At 66.0% G+C, this 20,562-nt stretch carries 17 protein-coding genes and 1 pseudogene; 6 read left to right on the forward strand and 12 right to left on the reverse strand.

What is annotated here, in order from left to right; translation table 11 throughout:
* Positions 1-660 (forward strand): guanylate kinase, encoded by a 660-nt coding sequence (gene gmk, locus QX121_RS24245; protein ID WP_315755742.1) that lies wholly within the window; start codon positions 1-3, stop codon positions 658-660.
* 8 nt (positions 661-668) lie between these two features.
* Here the strand turns inward: gmk and QX121_RS24250 are convergent, their stop codons facing one another.
* The 8 genes from QX121_RS24250 to lptF all read right to left on the reverse strand — a co-directional run bounded on the left by QX121_RS24250 (position 669) and on the right by lptF (position 12,066).
* Positions 669-2,990, reverse strand: coding sequence for a hypothetical protein (locus tag QX121_RS24250; RefSeq protein WP_315813227.1), 2,322 nt, complete (start codon positions 2,988-2,990; stop codon positions 669-671).
* Between the two features lie 321 nt (positions 2,991-3,311).
* Positions 3,312-4,370 (reverse strand): alcohol dehydrogenase, encoded by a 1,059-nt coding sequence (locus QX121_RS24255; RefSeq protein WP_315813228.1) that lies wholly within the window; start codon positions 4,368-4,370, stop codon positions 3,312-3,314.
* A gap of 27 nt (positions 4,371-4,397) precedes the next feature.
* A complete protein-coding gene (rsmA, locus tag QX121_RS24260; protein WP_315813229.1) occupies positions 4,398-5,258 on the reverse strand; it encodes a 16S rRNA (adenine(1518)-N(6)/adenine(1519)-N(6))-dimethyltransferase RsmA in 861 nt (286 codons plus the stop codon).
* Complete coding sequence (gene pdxA, locus QX121_RS24265) at positions 5,255-6,256, reverse strand: 4-hydroxythreonine-4-phosphate dehydrogenase PdxA (protein ID WP_315813230.1); 1,002 nt, start codon at positions 6,254-6,256, stop codon at positions 5,255-5,257. The genes rsmA and pdxA overlap by 4 nt, the downstream gene beginning before the upstream one ends.
* Positions 6,256-7,194 carry a SurA N-terminal domain-containing protein gene (locus QX121_RS24270; protein WP_315739408.1) on the reverse strand — a complete coding sequence of 313 codons (939 nt, stop codon included), beginning with the start codon at positions 7,192-7,194 and terminating at the stop codon, positions 6,256-6,258. The genes pdxA and QX121_RS24270 overlap by 1 nt, the downstream gene beginning before the upstream one ends.
* Before the next feature lie 104 nt (positions 7,195-7,298).
* The gene (locus QX121_RS24275; RefSeq protein ID WP_315813231.1) at positions 7,299-9,803 is read right to left on the reverse strand and encodes an LPS-assembly protein LptD; all 2,505 of its coding nucleotides are present in this window, start codon (positions 9,801-9,803) and stop codon (positions 7,299-7,301) included.
* A complete protein-coding gene (gene lptG, locus QX121_RS24280) occupies positions 9,803-10,900 on the reverse strand; it encodes an LPS export ABC transporter permease LptG (RefSeq protein WP_315813232.1) in 1,098 nt (365 codons plus the stop codon). Before lptG ends, QX121_RS24275 begins: the two co-directional genes overlap by 1 nt.
* Entirely contained in the window at positions 10,897-12,066 is a 1,170-nt protein-coding gene (gene lptF, locus QX121_RS24285) for an LPS export ABC transporter permease LptF (RefSeq protein ID WP_315739411.1), read from the reverse strand. Before lptF ends, lptG begins: the two co-directional genes overlap by 4 nt.
* 339 nt (positions 12,067-12,405) lie before the next feature.
* Here lptF and QX121_RS24290 point away from each other — a divergent pair, with 339 nt between their 5' ends.
* The 3 genes from QX121_RS24290 to QX121_RS24300 all read left to right on the forward strand — a co-directional run bounded on the left by QX121_RS24290 (position 12,406) and on the right by QX121_RS24300 (position 15,102).
* Positions 12,406-13,941, forward strand: a complete 1,536-nt coding sequence (locus tag QX121_RS24290; RefSeq protein ID WP_315813233.1) for a leucyl aminopeptidase — start codon at positions 12,406-12,408, stop codon at positions 13,939-13,941.
* Positions 13,942-13,950: 9 nt separating this feature from the next.
* Positions 13,951-14,403 (forward strand): DNA polymerase III subunit chi, encoded by a 453-nt coding sequence (locus tag QX121_RS24295; protein ID WP_315739413.1) that lies wholly within the window; start codon positions 13,951-13,953, stop codon positions 14,401-14,403.
* 204 nt (positions 14,404-14,607) lie between these two features.
* Complete coding sequence (locus QX121_RS24300) at positions 14,608-15,102, forward strand: hypothetical protein (protein ID WP_315739456.1); 495 nt, start codon at positions 14,608-14,610, stop codon at positions 15,100-15,102.
* A 66-nt stretch (positions 15,103-15,168) separates the two neighbouring features.
* Here QX121_RS24300 and QX121_RS24305 read toward each other — a convergent pair whose 3' ends face one another.
* From QX121_RS24305 to QX121_RS24315, 3 genes are all read right to left on the reverse strand, one after another.
* Entirely contained in the window at positions 15,169-17,037 is a 1,869-nt protein-coding gene (locus tag QX121_RS24305; RefSeq protein WP_315813234.1) for an ABC-F family ATP-binding cassette domain-containing protein, read from the reverse strand.
* 51 nt (positions 17,038-17,088) lie between these two features.
* Positions 17,089-17,280: a hypothetical protein gene (locus tag QX121_RS24310; protein WP_315813235.1), complete on the reverse strand. Its 192-nt coding sequence runs from the start codon at positions 17,278-17,280 to the stop codon at positions 17,089-17,091.
* A 189-nt stretch (positions 17,281-17,469) separates the two neighbouring features.
* A complete protein-coding gene (locus QX121_RS24315) occupies positions 17,470-17,745 on the reverse strand; it encodes a sulfur globule protein precursor (protein WP_315739457.1) in 276 nt (91 codons plus the stop codon).
* 286 nt (positions 17,746-18,031) lie between these two features.
* Here QX121_RS24315 and ndk point away from each other — a divergent pair, with 286 nt between their 5' ends.
* Entirely contained in the window at positions 18,032-18,454 is a 423-nt protein-coding gene (ndk, locus tag QX121_RS24320) for a nucleoside-diphosphate kinase (RefSeq protein WP_315739416.1), read from the forward strand.
* An 82-nt stretch (positions 18,455-18,536) separates the two neighbouring features.
* Positions 18,537-19,394 (forward strand): TerC family protein, encoded by an 858-nt coding sequence (locus QX121_RS24325; RefSeq protein ID WP_315780470.1) that lies wholly within the window; start codon positions 18,537-18,539, stop codon positions 19,392-19,394.
* 37 nt (positions 19,395-19,431) lie between these two features.
* Here the strand turns inward: QX121_RS24325 and QX121_RS24330 are convergent.
* Positions 19,432-20,519: pseudogene (locus tag QX121_RS24330) on the reverse strand (substrate-binding domain-containing protein).
* Positions 20,520-20,562 lie beyond the last annotated feature (43 nt).

A 20,562-nucleotide genomic window follows, 5' to 3' on the forward strand; every position in this document is an offset into this window, starting at 1 on the left:
ATGGTGGCTCACGACGGAAGCTTCGATGGGGTCGAGCGGCGCGGCCTGATGTTCGTGCTGTCATCGCCTTCGGGGGCGGGCAAGACGACGCTGTCGCGCCTGCTGATCGAGCGCATGCCGGGCTTGCGGATGTCGGTATCGGCGACGACGCGTCCGATGCGCCCCGGTGAGATCGACGGCCGCGACTATCACTTCGTCGACCGGGCGCGCTTCGAGGACATGGCCAAGCGCAACGAGCTGCTCGAATGGGCGACCGTGTTCGACAACCGCTATGGCACGCCACGCGCGCCGGTCGAAGCGGCGCTCTCCGGCGGCCAGGATGTGCTGTTCGACATCGACTGGCAGGGCACGCAGCAACTGCGCGAGAAGGCGCGGCAGGACGTCGTCAGCGTGTTCATCCTGCCGCCGTCCGCCGCCGATCTCGAGAAGCGGCTGCATACGCGTGCGCAGGACTCCGATGAGGTCATACGCGGGCGCATGAGCCGCGCCAGTCACGAGATGAGCCATTGGGCGGAGTACGACTATATCGTCATCAACCGCAACGTCGACGATGCGTTTGCCGAGGTGCAGTCGATCCTCAAGGCAGAGCGCCTGAAGCGCGAGCGCCGGACCGGATTGACGACCTTCGTCCGCGAGTTGCAGCGCCAGCTCGAAAGCTGAGGCGCCTGTCACGCCCGTCGGCCGAGGCGCGCCAGGATGTCCTGGATGCCGTCGAGCGACTCATCCTGCTGAATGTTGCGCGGCCGCGGCCGCAGCGCCGGCGGCCGCGGAATGAAGTCGAGCGGCGGGGTCGCCGGGTCCTCGAACGGCGTCGGCACGAACAGGGGGCGCTGCTGCTGCGCCCGCTGCGCCTGCGGTCTGTCGATGGGGAGCGCGGCGGGGATCGACGACCGCGATTCCAGGAGACTCATCAGTCGGGCCGCGGGATCATCATGCATGTGCGCGACGTTCTGCTGAGCCTCGACGGAGAACTCCTCGTGCTCCTCCTGCTGCGGCTCTGCCTCCAGCTCGTCTTCGGGCAATGAAAAGCGCGACTGCAGAAGGTTGATCAGCGCCGCCGCGGGATCGTCGAACTCATCGTCTTCGGCGGCAGGGGCCTCCGACATCATCGCGGGTCCGGCCACGGCGATGTCATCGTCAGGCTGAGGGGCCGGTTGTCGTGCCGCGTGCGCGCGAAGCGTCTCGATCAGTGCGGCCGCTGGATCGGCTGGTGCTGTCGACGGCGCGCGCGTGGGTTGATCGGGCATCGCGGGAACGGGCTGAGCGGCCGGCTGGCCGCCACGCAGACGATCCGTCAGATGTTGCGACGCCGGCGTGGTCTGGGGGGCCGCGTCCTCACGCGCTGGCGGAGCCGTCTCAGCGAGGACCGCTGCAGCCGGAGCATCGCCAGCCTCGCCGGGTTGCGTGGTACGCCGCTTGGCCGCGCGCGATACCAGCAACGCGGCAATCACCTTGGCGGCGTCGATCGGGGCGCCGGCAGAGGGGGACGCGGCTTCGCTGCTGCGGGCCTTGCGCAGCGCCGACACGATTTCGCTGACGTCGACAGGGGCGGGTGGGGCGGCGCTCGTGCCAGCCTGCGTCGGTGGCGGTGCGGGTGGCGGCATCGGTGCGGCCGCCTGGACGCGGATGGGATTCGCAGGTTCAACTCGCTGCGCAGCCGGCCAGGGCTCGGCGGGTGCGGTCGGCGCCGCATAGGTCGGCGAGCGTTGCGAGGCGGCTGCGGCAGCGGCGCTCGCCTGGGCTGCTGCAATCTTGGTGGCAGCGGCCTGCGCCGCGGCCATCTGGGCAGCCGTCAGTTGTGCTTGCGCCGGAGCAGCAGGCGATGGAGCAATTGCGGCAGCCGGCGATGGCTGCACGTTGGCCGCAGCCGCCTGTGCCCCGGAAGGCTCAGCCCGGCGCACCGCTGCGCGATCCACCAGCTCATCGACCGCCTGCCACACTGCGTCGGTGGACTGCGACCGTTGCATCTCCGCAGCCGCGTCCCGGTCGCGTCGGCGAGCGGCCACGGCCGGGTGATCCTGATGCTGGGGAGACGGCGCCGGTCGCTGTGCACGGGGGTCGATCTGGTCCGTTGAAGCGGACAGCCGCGCGCTGGCGAGGTCGAGCGCCGAAGCCGGCTGAGAGCCGCGGCTGCCGCCTGGATGGGATGGTGCCGCCGGCATGCTGCCGCGGTTCGCACGCATCCCGCCCTGCGGCGCCTTGGACCGTGGCTTCATGCGACCACGGCGCATCCGTACTGCGTCCGCGTGCCAGCTGCCGTTGCGCCGTTGCCGCCGTCCCATCCGGCTGAGCCGATAGAGCGCGCTCGCCAGCAGTCCTGAAATCGCGAGTGCGCCGATGACCACGAGCATGAGCACGTGGATGGGCGCTTCGGGCTTGCTCGGCTTGGGTGCGATGATCGGCCCGTCGGCAGCCGGCGCCGCATTCGCGTCCGGCTCCACATTGCCGTCGTCGGCCATCGCCGGCGGCGGCGCATCGGCTGCAATCGGGTCAGCCTGTTGCGGCGGGGCAGAGGGCCAGGGCGAGCTATCGAGGCTGCGCGGCAGGCTGGCGTCCGACGCCGTCAGCGTCGTCCGTGTGGCGAGGGTCTGCGGCTTCGGCGTGCCTCGCACGGCGAGATCGGTACGCAGCCGCGGCTGCGGCGCTTCTGCGAGGGCGTCGCTGGTGCGAACGACCGGGCCATCGGTGCGTCTTGGCGTCAGTTTGGGTGGAGCGGGCTGTGCGAAGTCCCAGGGAGCCGGCTGCTGCGTCGCCCGTATCGGTGCCGCGGCGGCGTCACGGGGGTTGCCGTTGGCGTCTTTCAGATACCAGCAACGCCGATTGGTGCCACGATCGAAACGATAGTACCAGCGTTGCGCGTCGGACTTCTCTCCCGTCGGCTCGGTCAGACATTCCTCCGCCGCCAAGACGACGCGCGGCAGCACGAGCACGACGCTGCCAGCGATTCCGGCAGCAATGGCAAATGCAACTCCTGCCGTTCGGCTTGCCATTGAAGACTCCGGATACGCTTACGCAACGGCGCGTTCTCGGAGACAAGTTGGGTGGCAATGAGCCGCAATTCCGGATTAATTCTGTCTCGATCCTTTCGTGTCCGAGTGCGGCTTTTTTCCCACAAGAGGATTTGCATCGCGCCGCGATTTTGGCCGCGCTATCGCGCCAAATCGGTCACATCGGTGAAGATGGACCCGGTTTTTCACCCTCAGAGATCAAGGGCGTCACACCGACAACCTCTGCGTTTGTGGACAAATGATTGGCAGCAGCGGCAGCGGTGCAGCACCGCCGCCGCGTCCGATGTCGCAACAGGCGACGGATCAGTTCGTCAGCACCACACGTCCGACCACATGGCCGGCGCGCAGCGCATCGATCCACTTCTGTACGTCAGCCATCGGCTCCTCGCGCATCGGCGGCGGCTTGATCTTGCCGGCGCGCGCGAGCGCCATCAACTCGTGCGCCTCAGTCAGCGTGCCAACCATGAAGCCCTCGATGGTCATGCGCTTGTACACCCATTGAACCATCGGCAGGGTGAACTGGCCGCCCATCAGTCCGGAGACGACGATCTTGCCGCCGCGTGCAACGACGGACACCGCAAAGGCCATCGACTTCTCGTTGCCGGCGAAATCGACGACCTCGTCGAAGCCGCCCTCGGTCTCCTTGAGGATGCGCTTGATCACATCCGGCTCGGCCGGATCGTAGGCCGTCGCGGCGCCATTCTTCAGCGCGGTCTCGCGCGCAGCCGCCGAGAGGTCGGCCATCGAGATCGGTTGCTTGAACATCGCCTGCGCGAACGACAGGCCCATCATGCCGACGCCGCCGAGTCCGATCAGCAGCAAATTGCGCTGGCGCGGCCGATCCACGAGGCGCTTGAGCGCGCCATAGGCCGTTACGCCGGAGCACATCAGCGTCGCGGCCTGGTTGACCGGCAGCGGATCGTATTCCAGCAGATATTTCGCGTCGGGCACCAGCACGTGGGTGGCGAAGCCGCCGTCGATCGAGACGCCGAGGAAGCGCTGCTTGGCGCACAAATTCTCGTCGCCATTGGCGCAGTCGCGGCATTGGCCGCAGCCGATCCACGGAAACACTGCGCGGCGCGCGCCGATCAGTTCCTTCGGCACGTCGGGTCCGACCTCGTCGACGACTCCGGCAATCTCGTGTCCGAGCGTGAAGGGCAGGGTCATGCCGCGCGTGGTGTCCAGGCGCTTGCCGCCGCCGAGATCGGCATAGCCGTCCTGGATATGCAGGTCGGAGTGGCACAGGCCGCAGCGCTCGATGCGAACCAGAACTTCCCGGCCTTGCGGCTTCGGCGTCTCGACGATGGTTTCGCACAGCGGTGCGTCGAACTTGACGAGCGACTGACGGCGCATCAACGCCATGATGAAACTCCCTGAAATGCTTGTTGATTAAGACTTGTTCTCGTTGCGACTATTGGTCAATTCGCGGGCCATGGCAACAAAGCCCGACACCGGAATGGTCTCGGCGCGGCGGGTGGGATCGACGCCGGCGGCGGCCGCGAGCCGCGCGGGATCCGCCGGCAGCGACTTCAGGCTCTGCCGCAGCATCTTGCGGCGCTGGCCGAAGGCGGCGGCCGCGACCTGCTCGAGCGCGCGGCGGTCGCATGGTTCGGGCGAAGGGCGCGGCACCAGCCGCACCACCGACGAGGTGACCTTCGGCGGCGGCACGAAGGCCGACGGCGAGATGTCGAACAGGATCTTGGTCTCGCAGCGCCAGTTGGCGAGCACGCCGAGCCGGCCATAGGCGTCCTCGTTCTCACGCGCGACGATCCGCTCGGCGACCTCGCGCTGAAACATCAGCACCATCATGTCGTACCAGGGCGGCCACGGCTCTACGGAAAGCCAGCCGATCAAGAGATGCGTGGCGATGTTGTAGGGCAGGTTGGCAACGATCTTCGCCTTGGTGCTGCCGAGGTAGGGCCGGACGTCGAAGGTGCGGGCGTCGGTGCAGACGATTTCGAGCCGGCCGGGGTAACGGTCGGCGATCGCCTGCAGCGCCGGGATCGCGCGCTCGTCGTGCTCGACCGCGATCACGTGGCGCGCGCCGAGCGCGAGCAGCGCCCGCGTCAGGCCTCCCGGGCCGGGGCCGATCTCCACCACGGTGGCGTCCTCCAGGGGACCCGCGGCCCGCGCGATGCGGGCGGTGAGATTGAGATCGAGCAGGAAGTTCTGACCGAGCGCCTTGCGCGCCGACAGCTGATGGTCGCGAATGACCTCGCGCAGCGGCGGGAGGTCGTCGATCGCGCTCATGACGACTGGCTGGCCATGCGCGCCGCGAGCTCGAGCGCCGCGATCAGGCTCGCCGGATTGGCGGTGCCCTTGCCGGCAATGTCGAAGGCCGTGCCGTGGTCGGGCGAGGTGCGGATGAAGGGCAGGCCGAGCGTCACGTTGACGCCCTCGTCGAACGCCAGAGTCTTGATCGGGATCAGTGCCTGATCGTGGTACATGCAGATGGCGCAGTCATAGGTCTTGCGCGCAGCTTCATGAAACATCGTGTCTGCCGGCAGCGGTCCCTTCACGTCGAGCCCGGCGTTGCGCAACGTCGCGATCGCCGGGGCGATGATCGTGTCCTCTTCGGTGCCGAGCGTGCCGTCCTCGCCCGCATGCGGATTGAGTCCCGACATGGCGATGCGGGGCCGCGCCACGCCGAAATAGCGACGCAGGCTCGCCGCGACGATTCGCGTCGTCGACGTGATCAGCGGGCTCGTCAGCTGTTCGATCGCATCGCGCAACGCGACGTGGATCGTCACCGGCACCACGGCGAGAACAGGCGACCACAGCATCATGACCGGCTGTGGCGTGGCTCCGCCATCGGCGGCGAGCTCGGCGAGAAATTCGGTATGGCCGGGATGCGAGAAGCCGGCGCGGTAGAGGACGGCCTTGGCGATCGGGTTGGTCACGACGGCGCTGGCGCGTCCGGCCCTCACGTCGGCCACGGCCTCCCGGATCGAGCCGATGGCCGCCTCGGCACTCGTCATGTCCGGGCGGCCCGGCAGGGCCGTCACGGCGTGCCCGGTGGAGACCACGGGCAGCGCGGTCGCAAACGCCTGCGCCGCTTGTTCGGGACGAACCTCGTCCACAGTGACGGGGAGGTCGAGCAGCTTGGCGCGCTGAGCCAGGAAGGCCGGATCACCGCGCACGTAGAAGGCGGGGAGTCCGAGCTCGGTGCGGCGCAGCCACGCTTGCAGGGTGATGTCGGGGCCGATGCCTGCCGGTTCCCCCAGGGTCAGCGCGAGCGGCTTCGTCATCAGCGATATTCGATCATCGCCGCCTTGCGGACTTCCTGCAGATAGGCCTTGGAGGTGGCCTCGTATTTCTTGGTATACATCTGCTCCTTGATCTCGCGCTTCTTCGGCGTGTCGATCGTGGTCGGAGTCCGCGAGCAGAGCGCCACCATCTGAATGCCCTGCCGTGTCGCTTCCGGCGGAGTCAGGTGGCCGATCGGCGTGTCATCGAGCAGCTTGCGCAGATTCGGCGGAATGTCGGCGGACGTCTTGACGACGATCTCCTTGATGACCGCATTCGCCGTCGTCTTGAAGATGTTGTTGGCTTCGGCGCAGGTCTGCACCCGTGAGCGCAGCGCCTCCGCCTCCTTGTGACGTGCCTCCATCAAGCCCTGGTTCGAGGAGTTCGACACGATCAACACGATTGGCTGCATCTTGTACTCGAACGCTTGGCCCTGCTGATCACCGTCGCCGCCTGCGGCGGCGACAGCCGCGGCGACGTCCTTGTCGGAGACGAGCAGCCGCTCCTTGTAGCGGCCGCGCACCAGGCTGCTCCAGACGATCTCGGCCTTGATGCGGGCCTTCAGCGTCTCCGGCCGCACGCCCTGGCTCTCCAGCGATTTGGTCAACTGTTCCGGGTTGAGCCGCATGCGAGAGCCCATGCCGGCAAACGACTGGTCGACGTCGGAGGCAGTCGGCTCGACGCCGTACTTCTTGCCCTCCTTGATCTTCACCTTGTCGTCGATCAGCTCGTCGATGATCTCCTGGCGGGACTGATGCTTGCGAGTGCTCAGGAAGTTCAGCTTGGTGCGCTGCTCGATGTCATAGTCGGTGATGGGATCGCCATTGACCATGACGACGATGCTCTGGGCGCGAGCTGACATCGTTCCGATGCCGCAGACGAGTGCGGCAAGAGTGCAGATGGCCAGGGCCCGAAGGCGAGGAGAGAACGCGATCGTCATGACCAAGCTTCGCTGTCGCTATTGATCCAACTGGAAACCGCGCCACGGCTCCCGACGAGGGACTTTCGAACCCCACGGAGCGGCCCGTCGGAGACTGGCGCGCGCTACTGAAGGCCCCCAGCCCCGGTTCCCGTGGACGAGGAATTGGCCAGCGTCCGGAGTCCGATCTGGAGCATATAGGCATGGCTCAGAACGGGGGGAGTGGTGCCTGCCGTATAGTTATACGACGTTACATAGTTGGCAGCCAGCACGAAACAATCATCCACATAGCCGGCGCCGATCACATACTGGTTGATCTTGTTGGCTGCCAGATCCCAGCGCGCCGCACCCGTGACGACCCAGTTCGGCGCTACCTTGACCGAGCCGCTGCCCAGGATGCCCTCGCGCCGGTCGAGATAGCCGAGCGCCGGATCGGCGGCATAGTTGCCGTAGGTCAGGGCCACCGACCAGCGGTCGAAGTTCGCCTTGGCTTCCGCCTCGAAGCGCTGGATGTTCAGGGTCTGCTGGTCGAACCGGCTGCGCATGCTGAACGTGTAGGTGCGGTTCGGCGAGTAATCGACACGCGCCACGTAGTCCGAGACGTTCTTGTCCAGGCCGGAGCCGATGGCGGTGTTGTTGGCATCCTGCACCGCGAACGAGTTCATCCCGAACAAATGGTAGGACTGGCCGAACAGCACGTTGATGGTGCCGCCGCGGTCGAACTGCGTCGTCGCCTGGACGCCGACATTGGCGCGGCCGCCGCCTTCGACGCGGTCGTAGCCGGAGAACTTGTCGACGCTGAACAGGTTGCTGGCGTCGAACACCATGCTCTGGGCGTCCTCGTTCGGCAGCCGGCCGGCGTAGGTCTCGTTCGGCCGGATGATCACTTGCGCGATCGGCTCGATCGTCGTCGTGCCCCATGGCTGCACGTTGATGAACGGGTAGCGATATTCGAGGCCGACCGTCGGCATCAGCCGCAGCGCCTGGGTGTCGCCGGTCTGCAGGAAATTACCGACGCCCGGCTGGTTCGAGACGTTGGCGTTGATCGCATCCGCGCGCAGGATCGCGAACGGCGTCCAGATCTGGCCGTAGGGATCGGTGAACGACCGCCGCCACTCCGCCTGCGCAGTCAGGCGGGTGTAGGTGCCGGGCGTGGCGCGCAGCAGGCATCGCGCGCGCGTCGCCGGATCGGCGGAATTGATGGCGCACAGGCCATTGGTGTTGGCCGTGGTCGTGATCGGGTCGAACACCGCCGTCTGGCGGCTCAGATTGACGAAATTGGTCTTGTAGCTGAACTCGCCGCCGAACACGGGGTAGTTCAGCACGTTCGAGTAATCCAGCACCGGATAGACCACCGGCACGGTCTGCTGGTTGCCTGAGAAGCTCAGATAGTGGATCGCCCGGACGTCGAAGAAGCTGCGGCTGCCGACGCCGGTCAAATACAGCTGCGAGATCGCCTCGGTCGGCAGGCTCATGAACGAGTTGAACGGGTCGCGGTACTGCGCCAGCCGGTAATCCGACAGGAACATGTAGTCGGACAGCAGGATGCCGTCCCAGCCCCAGACCCACTTGTCGTTGAGCGCGAACTGGCCCTTGGTGTCGACGCCGCCGCGGAACTGGCGATCGCCCGGCTGGCCGGCGAAGGCGTTGCGGTCGAGCTGATCGATCCCGTACAGGCGCACCTGATAGCCGCCATTGCTGAGGCGCTGGCGGAACTCGGTCTGCAGCAGCACGCCCTGCTTGGAGGTGATGCGCGGCGTGAAGGTCGCGTCGTAATCCGGCGCGATCGCCCAGTAATAGGGGATGTCGACGCCGAAGCCGTAGCCGCCGGTCTGGGTGACGCCGGGCATCAGGAAGCCGCTCTTGCGCTTCACGGTCGGATCGGGCGTCGAGAAGTAGGGGATGTAGGCCAGGGGAACGCCGAAGAACTCGAGCTGGGCGTTCTCGAAATACAGCATCTTCTCGGTCTGGTCGTGGATGATGCGCGCACCCTTGACCTGCCACAGCGGCGGCTTCTTCGGATCGTCCTTGCAAGGCGCGCAGGCGGTGTACACGCCGTTCTCGAAGACGGTGTAATTCCCCTTGGAGCGGTCGGCGCGGGTCGCCGCCATCCGCGTCTGGTCCTCGGTCTCGACGCGCAGCGAATCGACGAAGCCGTCACGATAATCGTCGGACAGGTCGAGGCTGTTGGCGTAGGTGATCTTGCCGTCGGCGTCGGTCATGCGGATGTTGCCTTCCGCATGCAGACGCTTGGTCTTCTGGTCGTAGATCACCCGGTCGGCCTCGACCGAGGTGCCATTGTAGAACAGCTGCACGTTGCCGACCGCCGACACGCGCGAGTTGTTGTAGTCGTAATCGACCTCGGTCGCCTGCACCAGCATCTGGTTGTCGTTGGCGACGCGCGGCGGCGGCGCCTTGGGCGGGCGCGGATTGTAGGTGAAGCCCTGCGCGGCGGCAGGACTCGGCGCCACGACCCCGGTCGCAGCCGCAACCATCAGGCCGAGCCCGCAGGCCAAAACGAATCCAAGCACGCCAGACCCGGCGCGACGCACGCGCACGCAACCGCGGCGCGCAACGGCATGCTGCCGAAGCGCGGCGAGCGCTGTCTGACGGACGGCAACGAACGACACTAGCCGTCCTCCTGGTAGAGCAAAGCCATGAAACCGGTGAGGCCGCCGACGAACACCGGCAGCCACGCCGCAGCGATCGGATTCATCAACTCAGCCTTGCTCAAATCTTCAGTTACTTTCGACAGAACGTAGAGCAGAAACCCGGCGCCCACGCCACTCAAAACCATTTTCTGTACGCCACCCATTCGGAAGAACCTGAGCGACACGGACGCAGCGAGCATGACCATCGCAGCCAGCAAAAACGGCTGCGCGATCAGCCTATGATACTGCAGTCGGTACCCCGCGGTCGCGAAGCCTGAGCTCTCCGACGAACGGATGTATGTCGGCAGTTGCCAAAACGACACAGTTTCGGGGGTGGAGAAGCTGTTTCGGACCTGCGCCGGCGTCAGGCTGGTCGGAAGAATGAACGTCGGTTCGTCGACAGGGGGCGCATCGAGGGAGAATCGGCGCACCGAGCGGAAGACCCACCGGCCTTCTTCGAGGGTCGCCTCGCGGGCTTCGATTCGCTCCTTGAAGTGCTTGTCCGTATCAAAACGGAACAGGGTCAGTCCGGTCAGGCGGACGCCCTGCTGCTCGCTGCGGGCGGCATTGATGATCACGGAGCCGTCCGGGTTGATCTGGTTGAGCCAGAAGCCGGCCGCATCCTGCACGCCGCCGCCGGGGGCCGCGCCGAACAGCTCGGCCTCCATGCGCTTGGAGAGCTCGCGCAGATTGGCCGACATCGGGTTGTAGAGGGTCGTGGCCATCAGCCCGAGCACGATGGCGCTTGCCAGCGCCGGCGCGATGAACTGCCAGGCGGAGACCCCTGCTGCGCGCGCCACCACGAGTTCGAGCCGGCGCGACAGTGCGAGATAGCAGGTCATGGCGCCGATCAGGACGCAGAACGGCATCATCTTCTCGAGCAATTGCGGCACCCGGAACAGCGACGTCTCCGCCACCATCAGCGCCGAGGCCGAGGCGAGCCCGGAGGTCTTGCGCACCATCTCGATGTAGTCGACGAGCACGAGCAGGATGAAGATGCTCGCGAACACGCCGACCGCCGAGACCAGGAAGCGGCCGGCGAAATAGCGCCCGAGCGTGTTGGTGACCATGCTCATGCGGTGGCCGGCCTTCCGAACAGGCGTGCGATCCGCGCGTTCGAGCGGTTGATGGCTTCCATCAGCCGCGCCGGCGGCTCGACCACCACGCCGCCGATGATGATCCAGATGCTGAGGCCGAGCACGCCGAACAGCATGAGGTACTGCACCAGTGCTGCCATCGGCGTCTTCACGGTCATGACCGAGCAGGCGAAGCCCGCCATGCGGACGCCGAACACGGCGAGGATGGCGCTGCCGAACGAGAAGTTGCGGCTCTGGCGTGTCGTCCGCGGCGCGCCCAGGAATGCGAAGGTGAGGGCTGCGAAGGCGAACGGATAGATCGGCGCCAGGAAGCGGTCGTGCAATTCCTGCCGGAATTGTCCCGGGATCTGCTTGTAGATCGGATCGTTCTCGGCGGGGGCCATTAGCTCCCAGAGATAGCGCTCGCGGATGCCGAGCGTGACGTCGCGGCCCTGATTCGAAAACTTCGACATGTCGAAGGCGTAGCGGGCGAACGCGACCATCGCCGGCTCGCGCTTGCCGAGCTCGAAGCGTTCCAGATTGCCGTCCTCGAGCACCAGGAACGAGCCGTCGGCATTCTTCACGACGGTGCCCTTCTCGGCGATGATCGTGATTCGCTCCTTGGGGTCGCGGCGGTCGTCGATCAGGATGCCGGACAGCTCGCCGCCGGGTTGGCGCTCGCGGATCCGGATGGTCAGGTTCTGGTCGAGCTGCGCGAACCGTCCGGGCTGCAGGATGTTGGCGAGCACGTCGGCGGTGATCTCGGCATCCCACTGCTTGATCCGGCGCAGGCCGTCGGGGGCGAAGAAGGCGGCGATCACCGTCACCAGCACGGCCACCGCGCAGGTGGCATAGGCGAACGGCACGAACAGCCGGATCGGCGACATGCCGGCCGCGTTCATGACGATGATCTCCGAATCGGTCGCGAGCTTGTTCAGCGTGTGCGAGACCGCGATCATCAGCGCAATTGGCGCGATGACGCCGAGCAGGGAAGGAATCACGAGCCCGGTGATGCCGAGGAAGGTCAGGATCGTCTGGCCCTGGCTGGTCATCAGGTCGATGCCGCGCAGCGCCTGCGTAATCCAGATCACGCCGGTGAGGCTGATCAGGACCAACGCGAACGACGCCAGCGTCGTGCGAAAGATGTACCTGTCGATGGACCCCATCGTCTGCGCTCGATCCCCAATCAGCAGTCCCGGAACGAGCGCTGCAGCCCCCCTTGAAACGGGTCCCCCAAGGCCGCTGTCGCCGTGACGTTCCAAGAGCAGTGAATATCATTACCATCTCGTTGATCCGTCGACAAAATGGCTGTGGCGTGGCGCCCCGAAAATACGGTCAAAATTTCATGATTGTGACTGGCCCGCCACGCGGCGCTTGGCAGCCGCGGCCCGGGCAGGTCATACTGCTCCCAAGTTGGGTTCCGAACTGCCGCCATCCGCGTCTGGTCCTTGAGGTTTTCGGCCGGGCGTGGCGGCTCATCACGTCGAAATTTGGAGGATTGCTTGATGTCCGACGCCGTCAAGGTCGGCTTCGTCCCGCTGTCGACCGCCCCGCGCGGCATCGTGGTGGCGTTCTGCGATGACACCCTGCGACTCGGAGTCGCGACCGAGAAGGCCCTTGGGGGAGCCTCGGACCTGATCAAGCGCGCGGCCGCCACAGCCCGGTTCAAGGGCAAGGACGGCGCGGTGCTGGACCTGCTGGCTCCTGAGGGAATCAAGATTCAGCGCTTGATCGTCATTGGCACCGGCAAGGGCTCAGATCTCAAGGACAAGGATTTTCTTAAATACGGCGGTACTTTAGCCGGAAAGTTGAACTCCGGAACTGAAGCGGTCGCGGTGCTGGCCGAGTTGCCTTCGGGACCGCTGTTGCCGGATCAGGTCAGCTCGCTGGCCGCCGGGATCCGGCTGCGGGCCTATCGGTTCGATCGCTACAAGACCAAGAAGAAGGACGAAGAGGGCGCCGTCAGCGCCAATGTCTCGATCGCCGTGGCGGATGCCGCGGCGGCCAAGAAGGCGTTCGCGCCGCGGTCCCACGTCACTGACGGGGTGATACTGGCGCGCGATCTCGTCAACGAGCCGCCGAACGTGCTCTACCCGGAGGAGTTCGCCAAGCGCGCCGCCGCCTTGCGCAAGCTCGGCGTCACCGTCGAGATCCTCGACGTGCCTGCGATGAAGAAGCTCGGCATGGGCGCGCTGCTCGGCGTCGGCCAGGGCTCGGCACGGCCGAGCCGCACCGTCGTGATGCACTATAATGGCGGCAAGCGCGGCGAGCAGCCGGTCGCCTTCATCGGCAAGGGCGTGTGCTTCGACACCGGCGGCATCTCGATCAAGCCGGCCGGCTCGATGGAGGACATGAAGGGCGACATGGGCGGCGCGGCCTGCGTGGTCGGCCTGATGCATGCGCTCGCCGCGCGCAAGGCCAAGGCCAACGTGATCGGTGCCATCGGCCTGGTCGAGAACATGCCGGACGGCAATGCGCAGCGTCCAGGCGACATCGTCACCTCGATGTCGGGCCAGACCATCGAGATCATCAATACCGATGCCGAGGGCCGGCTCGTGCTCGCCGACGTGCTCTGGTACGTCGCGACCAAGTTCAAGCCGAAGTTCATGATCGACCTGGCAACCTTGACCGGCGCGATCATGGTCGCGCTCGGCACCGATCATGCCGGCCTCTTCACCAACAATGATGATCTCGCCGACAAGCTGTTCAAGGCGGGGCAGGAGACGGGTGAGAAGGTCTGGCGCATGCCGCTCGGCCACGAATACGACAAGCTGATCGATTCGCAGTTCGCGGACATGAAGAATACCGGCGGACGCCATGGCGGCTCGATCACTGCTGCGCAATTCCTGCAGCGCTTCGTCAACGACACGCCGTGGGCGCATCTCGACATCGCCGGCACCGCGATGGGCGCGCCGAAATCGGAGATCAACCAGAGCTGGGGATCGGGCTATGGCGTCCGGCTGCTCGACCGGTTGGTGTGGGATTCCTACGAATCCAAATCCGACGCCAAAGCTGAAGCCAAGTCCGGCGCCAAGGCGTGACGCGGGACGATGACAGAAGTCCTGTTCTACCATCTGCAGAACATGACCATTGAAGGCGTGCTGCCGCCGCTGCTCGAGAAGTCGCTCGAGCGCGGTTGGCGCGTCGTGGTGCAGTCGACATCGGAGGAGCGCGCGGATGCGCTCGATGCGCATCTGTGGACCTATCGCGACGATTCGTTTCTGCCGCATGCCACCTGGCGGGTGGCCGATGTGGCCGACCAGCCGATCGTGCTCGCGGTGGAAGAGAGCAATCCCAACGGCGCAAACGTCCGTTTCCTGGTGGACAACGCGCCGCTGCCATCGGACTCGCACAGCTACGAGCGCATGGTGCTCGTGTTCAACGGCGATGATGCGGACGCGCTCGCTGCTGCGAGATCGGCGTGGACCGATTGCAAATCGCGGGGATTCGAGGTCACCTACTGGCAGGCGGATGAGCGGGGGCGTTGGCAGCGCCGGCAATGATGCGGAAGTCCGTGAAGCGCCAATGATGGCAGCGCGGCGCGATTCATGATAAACTGCTCATTTACCGGCAGAGCGTTGGCAAAGTCACGAACGTGCCGCAAAGTGATGTTGGGACAACACGTTAGAGTGTCCACAGGTTGCAATTCAGCAAGGTTCATCGTGCGAGACCACAACAAACAGCTGACGCGCGCTCTGGCGTTCCTTGTGCTTGCCCCGGTCGTCGCCGGATGCTCGAGCACGCCCGATTTCCTGTCCAAGGACGCCGAGTGGTTCAACCGGCCGCAGCGCCTGTTCATCAGGAACATCTCGATCGACGCGCCGCCGCTGACGCCGGATAAGCCGGTCACGGCTGAGGACCTTGTGAGCGCCGAAGGCGCATGCCCGGGCATGGCGCCTGCGGCCGGTGCTGCGGGCGCGAACGCGCTGGCGAATGATCCCGCCGCCGCAACGCCGGCCGTCGGCGGCACCGTCGCACTCGGCCATACCGAATGCGACGTGGTGCGCGGCATCGGTGCACCCGACAACGTCAACATCTCGAGCAATGGCGGTGAGCGCGTGGCCACGGTGACCTGGCTGCGCGGCGCGCGCTCCGGCGTCTACACGTTCAGCTCCGGCCGCCTGACCTCGGTCGAGCGAGCGCCCGATCCGGGACCCGCGCCGAAGACGGTCAAGCCGAAGGCGAAGAAGCGCGCGACCTGAGTGTGCGCTGAAGTTGCCGAGAGAGTAGTTCGTCGGACGAACATTGGTTCGTCGCGGATTGCTCGATCAGCCGGTTGCCTCGTCATACAACGTGCTCGCTTCCAGCCATTGCTCCTCGGCGCGCGCCAGCGCGTCGGCGGCATTGGCCCGTGCCTTCGACAATTGCGCCGCCTGTTTCGGGTCGCGTGTGAAGATGTCGGGCAGCGACAGCGCGCCGTCGATCTTGGCGATGATCCCGGTGATGCGGGCGATCTCGGCTTCGACCGCCGTGATCTTCTGCTTCAGCCCGCTCCGTCTGTTGTCGACGCGCGGCCGCTCCGCTTTCTCGGTCACCTGCGGACGTTCGGTCTCTCGTGTGCCGGCGCCGCTGCGTGACGACAGGACCATGCGCCGGTAGTCATCGAGATCGCCATCGTAGGTCTTCACCGTGCGGTCGGCGACGACCCAGAGGCGGTCGGCGCAGGCCTCGATCAGATAGCGGTCGTGCGAGACCATGATCACGGCGCCGGGAAATTCGTTGATCGCTTCGGCGAGCGCGGCGCGGCTGTCGATGTCGAGATGGTTGGTCGGCTCGTCCAGGATGATCATGTTGGGGCCGAAGAAGGTCGCGAGCCCGAGCAGCAGCCGCGCCTTCTCGCCGCCCGACAGGCTCTTCACCAGCGTGTCGGCGGCCTTGCCGGAAAACCCGATCGCGCCGGCGCGCGCGCGTACTTTCGACTCCGGCGCGTCACCCATCAGCTTGCGCACGTGACTATACGGCGATCCGGTCTCGTCCAGCTCATCGAGCTGGTGCTGGGCGAAATAGGCGATCGACAGCTTGTCGGCGCGCGTGACCTTGCCGGAGAACGGCGCGAGCCGGCCGGCCAGCAGCTTCACCAGCGTGGACTTGCCATTGCCGTTGGCGCCGAGCAATGCGACGCGGTCGTCATTGTCGATGCGTAAGGTGACGCGGTTGAGCACCGGTTGCGCGGGGTCGTAGCCGACCGAGGCGTTGTCGACCGCGATGATCGGCGGCGACAACAGTCGCTCCGGTGCGGGGAACGTGATCTCGTGCACGTCCTGGGTGACGAGCGCGGTGATCGGCTTCATCCGCTCCAGCATCTTGACGCGGGACTGCGCCTGGCGCGCCTTCGAGGCCTTGGCCTTGAAGCGCTCGACGAAGGCCTGCAGCCGCGCGCGTTCCGCTTCCTGGCGCTTGACCGCCTTGGCATCGAGCATCTCGCGGGTGGCGCGCTGCTCCTCGTAGGAGGAGTAGCTGCCCCGGTACAGCGTGAGCTTGCAACGGTCGAGATGCAGGATCTGGTCGACGGAGGTTTCCAGCAGATCGCGGTCATGGCTGATCACGATCACCGTGCGCGGATAGTGCGCCAGGTGATCCTCGAGCCACAGCGTGCCCTCGAGGTCGAGATAGTTGGTCGGCTCGTCCAGCAGGAGCAGGTCGGGTGCGGCGAACAGCGTGGCCGCGAGGGCGACCCGCATGCGCCAGCCGCCGGAGAATTCGGCGCAGGCTCGCGCCTGATCCGCGGCGGAAAATCCGAGGCCGCTGAGAATCGCGGCCGCGCGCGCCGGGGCGGAATGCGCGTCGATGTCGACGAGGCGGGTCTGGATCTCGGCGATACGGTCTGCGTCATGGGCGGTCTCGGCCTCGTGCAGCAGCGCGTGCCGCTCGAGGTCGGCCCGGAGAACCACCTCGATCAGGCTTTCGGGCCCGCTCGGGGCTTCCTGGGCCAGGCTGCCGATGCGCCACCGCGGCGGCACGCTGATGCTGCCGGTCTCCAGCGACAGTTCGCCGCGGATCGCTTTGAACAGGGTGGACTTGCCGGTGCCGTTGCGGCCGACCAGCCCGACGCGCGCGCCCGGCGGAATCTGCACCGAGCTCTGGTCGATGAGAAGCCGTCCGGCGAGGCGGATGGAGATGTCGGTGATGGAAAGCATGCGCGCCTTGTCACCGCGCGCGCGGCCAAAGGCAACCGCTTTGTCGCGGTCTCAGCGGCCGGATAGGCTCGTCCCGGCCTCGTCGCGCTTGCGCAACTCGTTCATCAGGTCGGCAAGGGAGGCCGGCAGGTGAGAGCCGTCCGGCGGCAGGCTGCGTTGCAGGCGCTCGCCGACGGCCTCGCAGATCGATCGGCTGGTCTTGCGATCGAGAGCCTCGCTGAAATTGGCGGTGAGGCCAGACATGACGGAATTCCACGAGCAGTTGCAGGACGATGCCGTAACAAGTCGTGGCCGCTCGATTTGTTTCCGGCTCCTGACCGGAATACCCCGAAATGAGGTTGAAACTGCACAAAAAAAGCCCCGGCGTGGGGGAGACGCCGGGGCGATGCGAGTTCGGTGCGGCGGGGGGCGGGTGCCGCGCCGAGGCTCGTATCAATAGCAGCGGTTGATCAGGCGCCAGCGCGGTCCCCACGGGGTCGGAACCACGCGGCGCACATAGCAGCCGCCATAGCCGTAGCTGTAGGCCGGGCCGCCGACGAAGAAGCGGGGACCGTAGAACGGACGGTGCCAACCGCCATGCCAGCCGCCTCCATGCCAACCACCGCCATGCCAGCCACCGTGCCAGTGAGCCGAGGCGGCGGTCGGGGCGAGGGCGGCTGCGCCGAGGGCAACGGCGGCCGCCGCGATGAGGGAGAGTTTGCGCAACATGATCGTCTCCTGGATGACAGCGTTGGTGGCGCCGAAATTGTCCGACGGATGAGGCTGGGAGAGGGCGGCCACCGGAACGCTGCTGGCTCGTCCTCGCCCGATACCGAACACGTTAAGACATGACAGCTGAATGATGGTCGCACGAACCCTTCAGGCTATGTTCAGAAACGTGAAATTGTCGTAAGGCGTTGCGCCTCCGGGCTGGGTCCCGGTCGCTTGCCGTCGACCAATCGCGTCGATATAAGCCCGCAACCCACCCAAATCCCGCACCTCCAAGGACGACATCATGGCGATTGAGCGCACCTTTTCGATTATCAAGCCCGACGCGACCGAGCGTAACCTCACCGGCGCGATCAATGCGCTGATCGAGAAGGCCGGCCTGCGCATCGTGGCTCAGAAGCGGATCCGCATGACCCGCGACCAGGCCGAGACATTCTATGCCGTGCACAAGGCGCGGCCGTTCTTCGGCGAGCTGGTCGATTTCATGATCTCCGGCCCGGTCGTCGTCCAGGTCCTCGAAGGCGAAGGAGCTATCCTGAAGTACCGCGACGTGATGGGCGCGACCGATCCGTCGAAGGCCGCCGACGGCACCATCCGCAAATCGCATGCGAAGTCGATCGGCGAGAACTCGGTGCATGGCTCGGATGCCGCCGAGACGGCTGCGGTCGAGATCGCGCAGTTCTTCGCCGGCAACGAGATCGTCGGCTGAGCCATGATCGCTGCGGCGGAGCCTCGCTCCGCCGCATGCCGACGTGCTCAATCTTCGTTGAACCGATCTGAAAGGCTTGGCCGTGAACTGGCTGTCGCAACTCGCTGATCCCGCCACTTTCGGCCATTTGCTCGCTCAATTCGAGGCCGACCTGCAGAGCCCGGGCTTCTGGCTCGCGCTCGGCAAGATCGTCTGGATCAACGTGCTGTTGTCGGGCGACAATGCGCTGGTCATCGCGCTCGCCTGCCGCGGCCTGCACGGCAAGCATCGCGTCTGGGGCATGGTGGCCGGCTCCGGCATTGCCGTCGCACTGCGCATCGCCTTTACCGGCATCGTCGCCACCCTGATGGCGCTGCCGTACCTGAAGCTGATCGGCGGGCTGGCGCTGATCGTGATCGCCGCCAAGCTGCTGGTGCCCGAGGACGAGAACGACGAGATCGCAGCCGGCACGACGCTGTGGCATGCGGTCCGCATCGTCGCGCTTGCCGACCTCGTGATGAGCCTCGACAACGTGATCGCGGTGGCTGCGGCCGCGAACGGCCAGGCGTCCCTGCTGATCATCGGCCTCGCCATGAGCATCCCGCTGATCATCGCGGGCGCCGCGCTGATCATGCTCGTGCTCGATCGGGTCCCGCTGCTGGTCTGGCTCGGCGCGATGTTGCTCGGCTGGGTGGCCGGCGAGGTGATCGCGACCGATCCCGCGATCGAGCCGATGCTGCACCATCTCCTCGACGGCACCGTGGTCATCAACATCGAGGCGACCTCGGCGCTGTTCGCCGGCAAGACCAATCTCGCGAGCCACGTCGATGTCATGGAGACGCTGATGTCGCTGATCGGCGCCGGTGTGGTGCTGATCGCCGGCTCGATCTGGCGCGGCCGCGCGCTGCAGCGTCAGGCCGAGAGCGAGCTGGTGCCGGCGCGCGGCGTCGATCTGCCGTAGCTGATCGTCAGGAGGCGTCGCGTCCGACCGGGCGGCGTCAGGACTCCGCATCCAGCCGATCGAGGAATTCGCGAACGGTGTGGACCGATCCCGTGGCGGCTGGCTGGTAGCCGGGCAGGGCGGCGACGGCGCGATGGAATTCGTCGCCCCCTTCATCACCTCGAGCACCCGCCGCATCGGGTCGGTCTCCAGAAACGATTTATGGCAGGCGAAGAAATAGTCCTCGGTGAGGATACGGATGAAGTCGAGTCCGAACTGCCGCGCGGCGGCCTCGACGCCGAAGCAGACGTCGGCCATGCCGCTCGCGACATAGGCGGCGACGGCTGCATGGGTGAACTCGATCTGCTGCGCGCCATTAATGCGCGCTTCGTCGATGCCTTGTGACGCGAGCAACTGATCGAACAACAGGCGGGTGCCGGAATCATGATCGCGATTGACGAAGCGCGCCCTGCCGTCGGCAAGATCGGCCAATGAACGGATGGACAGCGGATTGCCGCGCTTGACCATCAGCCCCATTTCACGGGTCACGAAGCTGATGACGCAGTCCTGCTTGGGATCAAGCCAATCCCTGCAGGCCCGGATGTTCTGGGCACGCAGCTCGCCGCGCGGCAGATGCAGTCCCGACAGGTCGCATTCGCCTTGCGCCAGCGACGCCAGCGAATGCTGGCTGCTGACATAGCGGACATCGACCCCGACGCCTGGCTCGCGATCCAACAGCTCGCGCAGCTTGGCGACGGCAAAGCCGTGGCTGGCGTGAACGCGGATCACGCCGGGATGCGGCTGCAGGAACGGCTTGATCTCGGTCACCAGCTCCTGCGCCAGATTGTCGAGCTGCGGGCCGAGGCGGGCGTGCATGCGCTCGCCGGCCCACACCAGCTTATCTCCGAACGTAGTAAGCTTCGATCCCTTGCCGCGCTGGGTCTCGACCAGCGGCACGCCGAAGAATTCAGACCACTGCTCGATCAGATTCCAGACGTGACGATAGGACAGCTGCGCGTCACTGGCCGCGCTGGTGATCTTACCCGTCCTCCTGATTTCACTGAGCACGCGGAGCATCACGACGATGCTCTGCGGGCCGTCGTCCTTGTAGAAACGCCAGACAGGTTCGATCGCGATCCGCAACATCAGGGCCCGCTTGTGAAGTCGGCTTCATATGACCGCCGGCCAT

The sequence above is a fragment of the Bradyrhizobium sp. SZCCHNR2028 genome (assembly GCF_032380995.1).
Classification (GTDB): Bacteria; Pseudomonadota; Alphaproteobacteria; order Rhizobiales; family Xanthobacteraceae; genus Bradyrhizobium.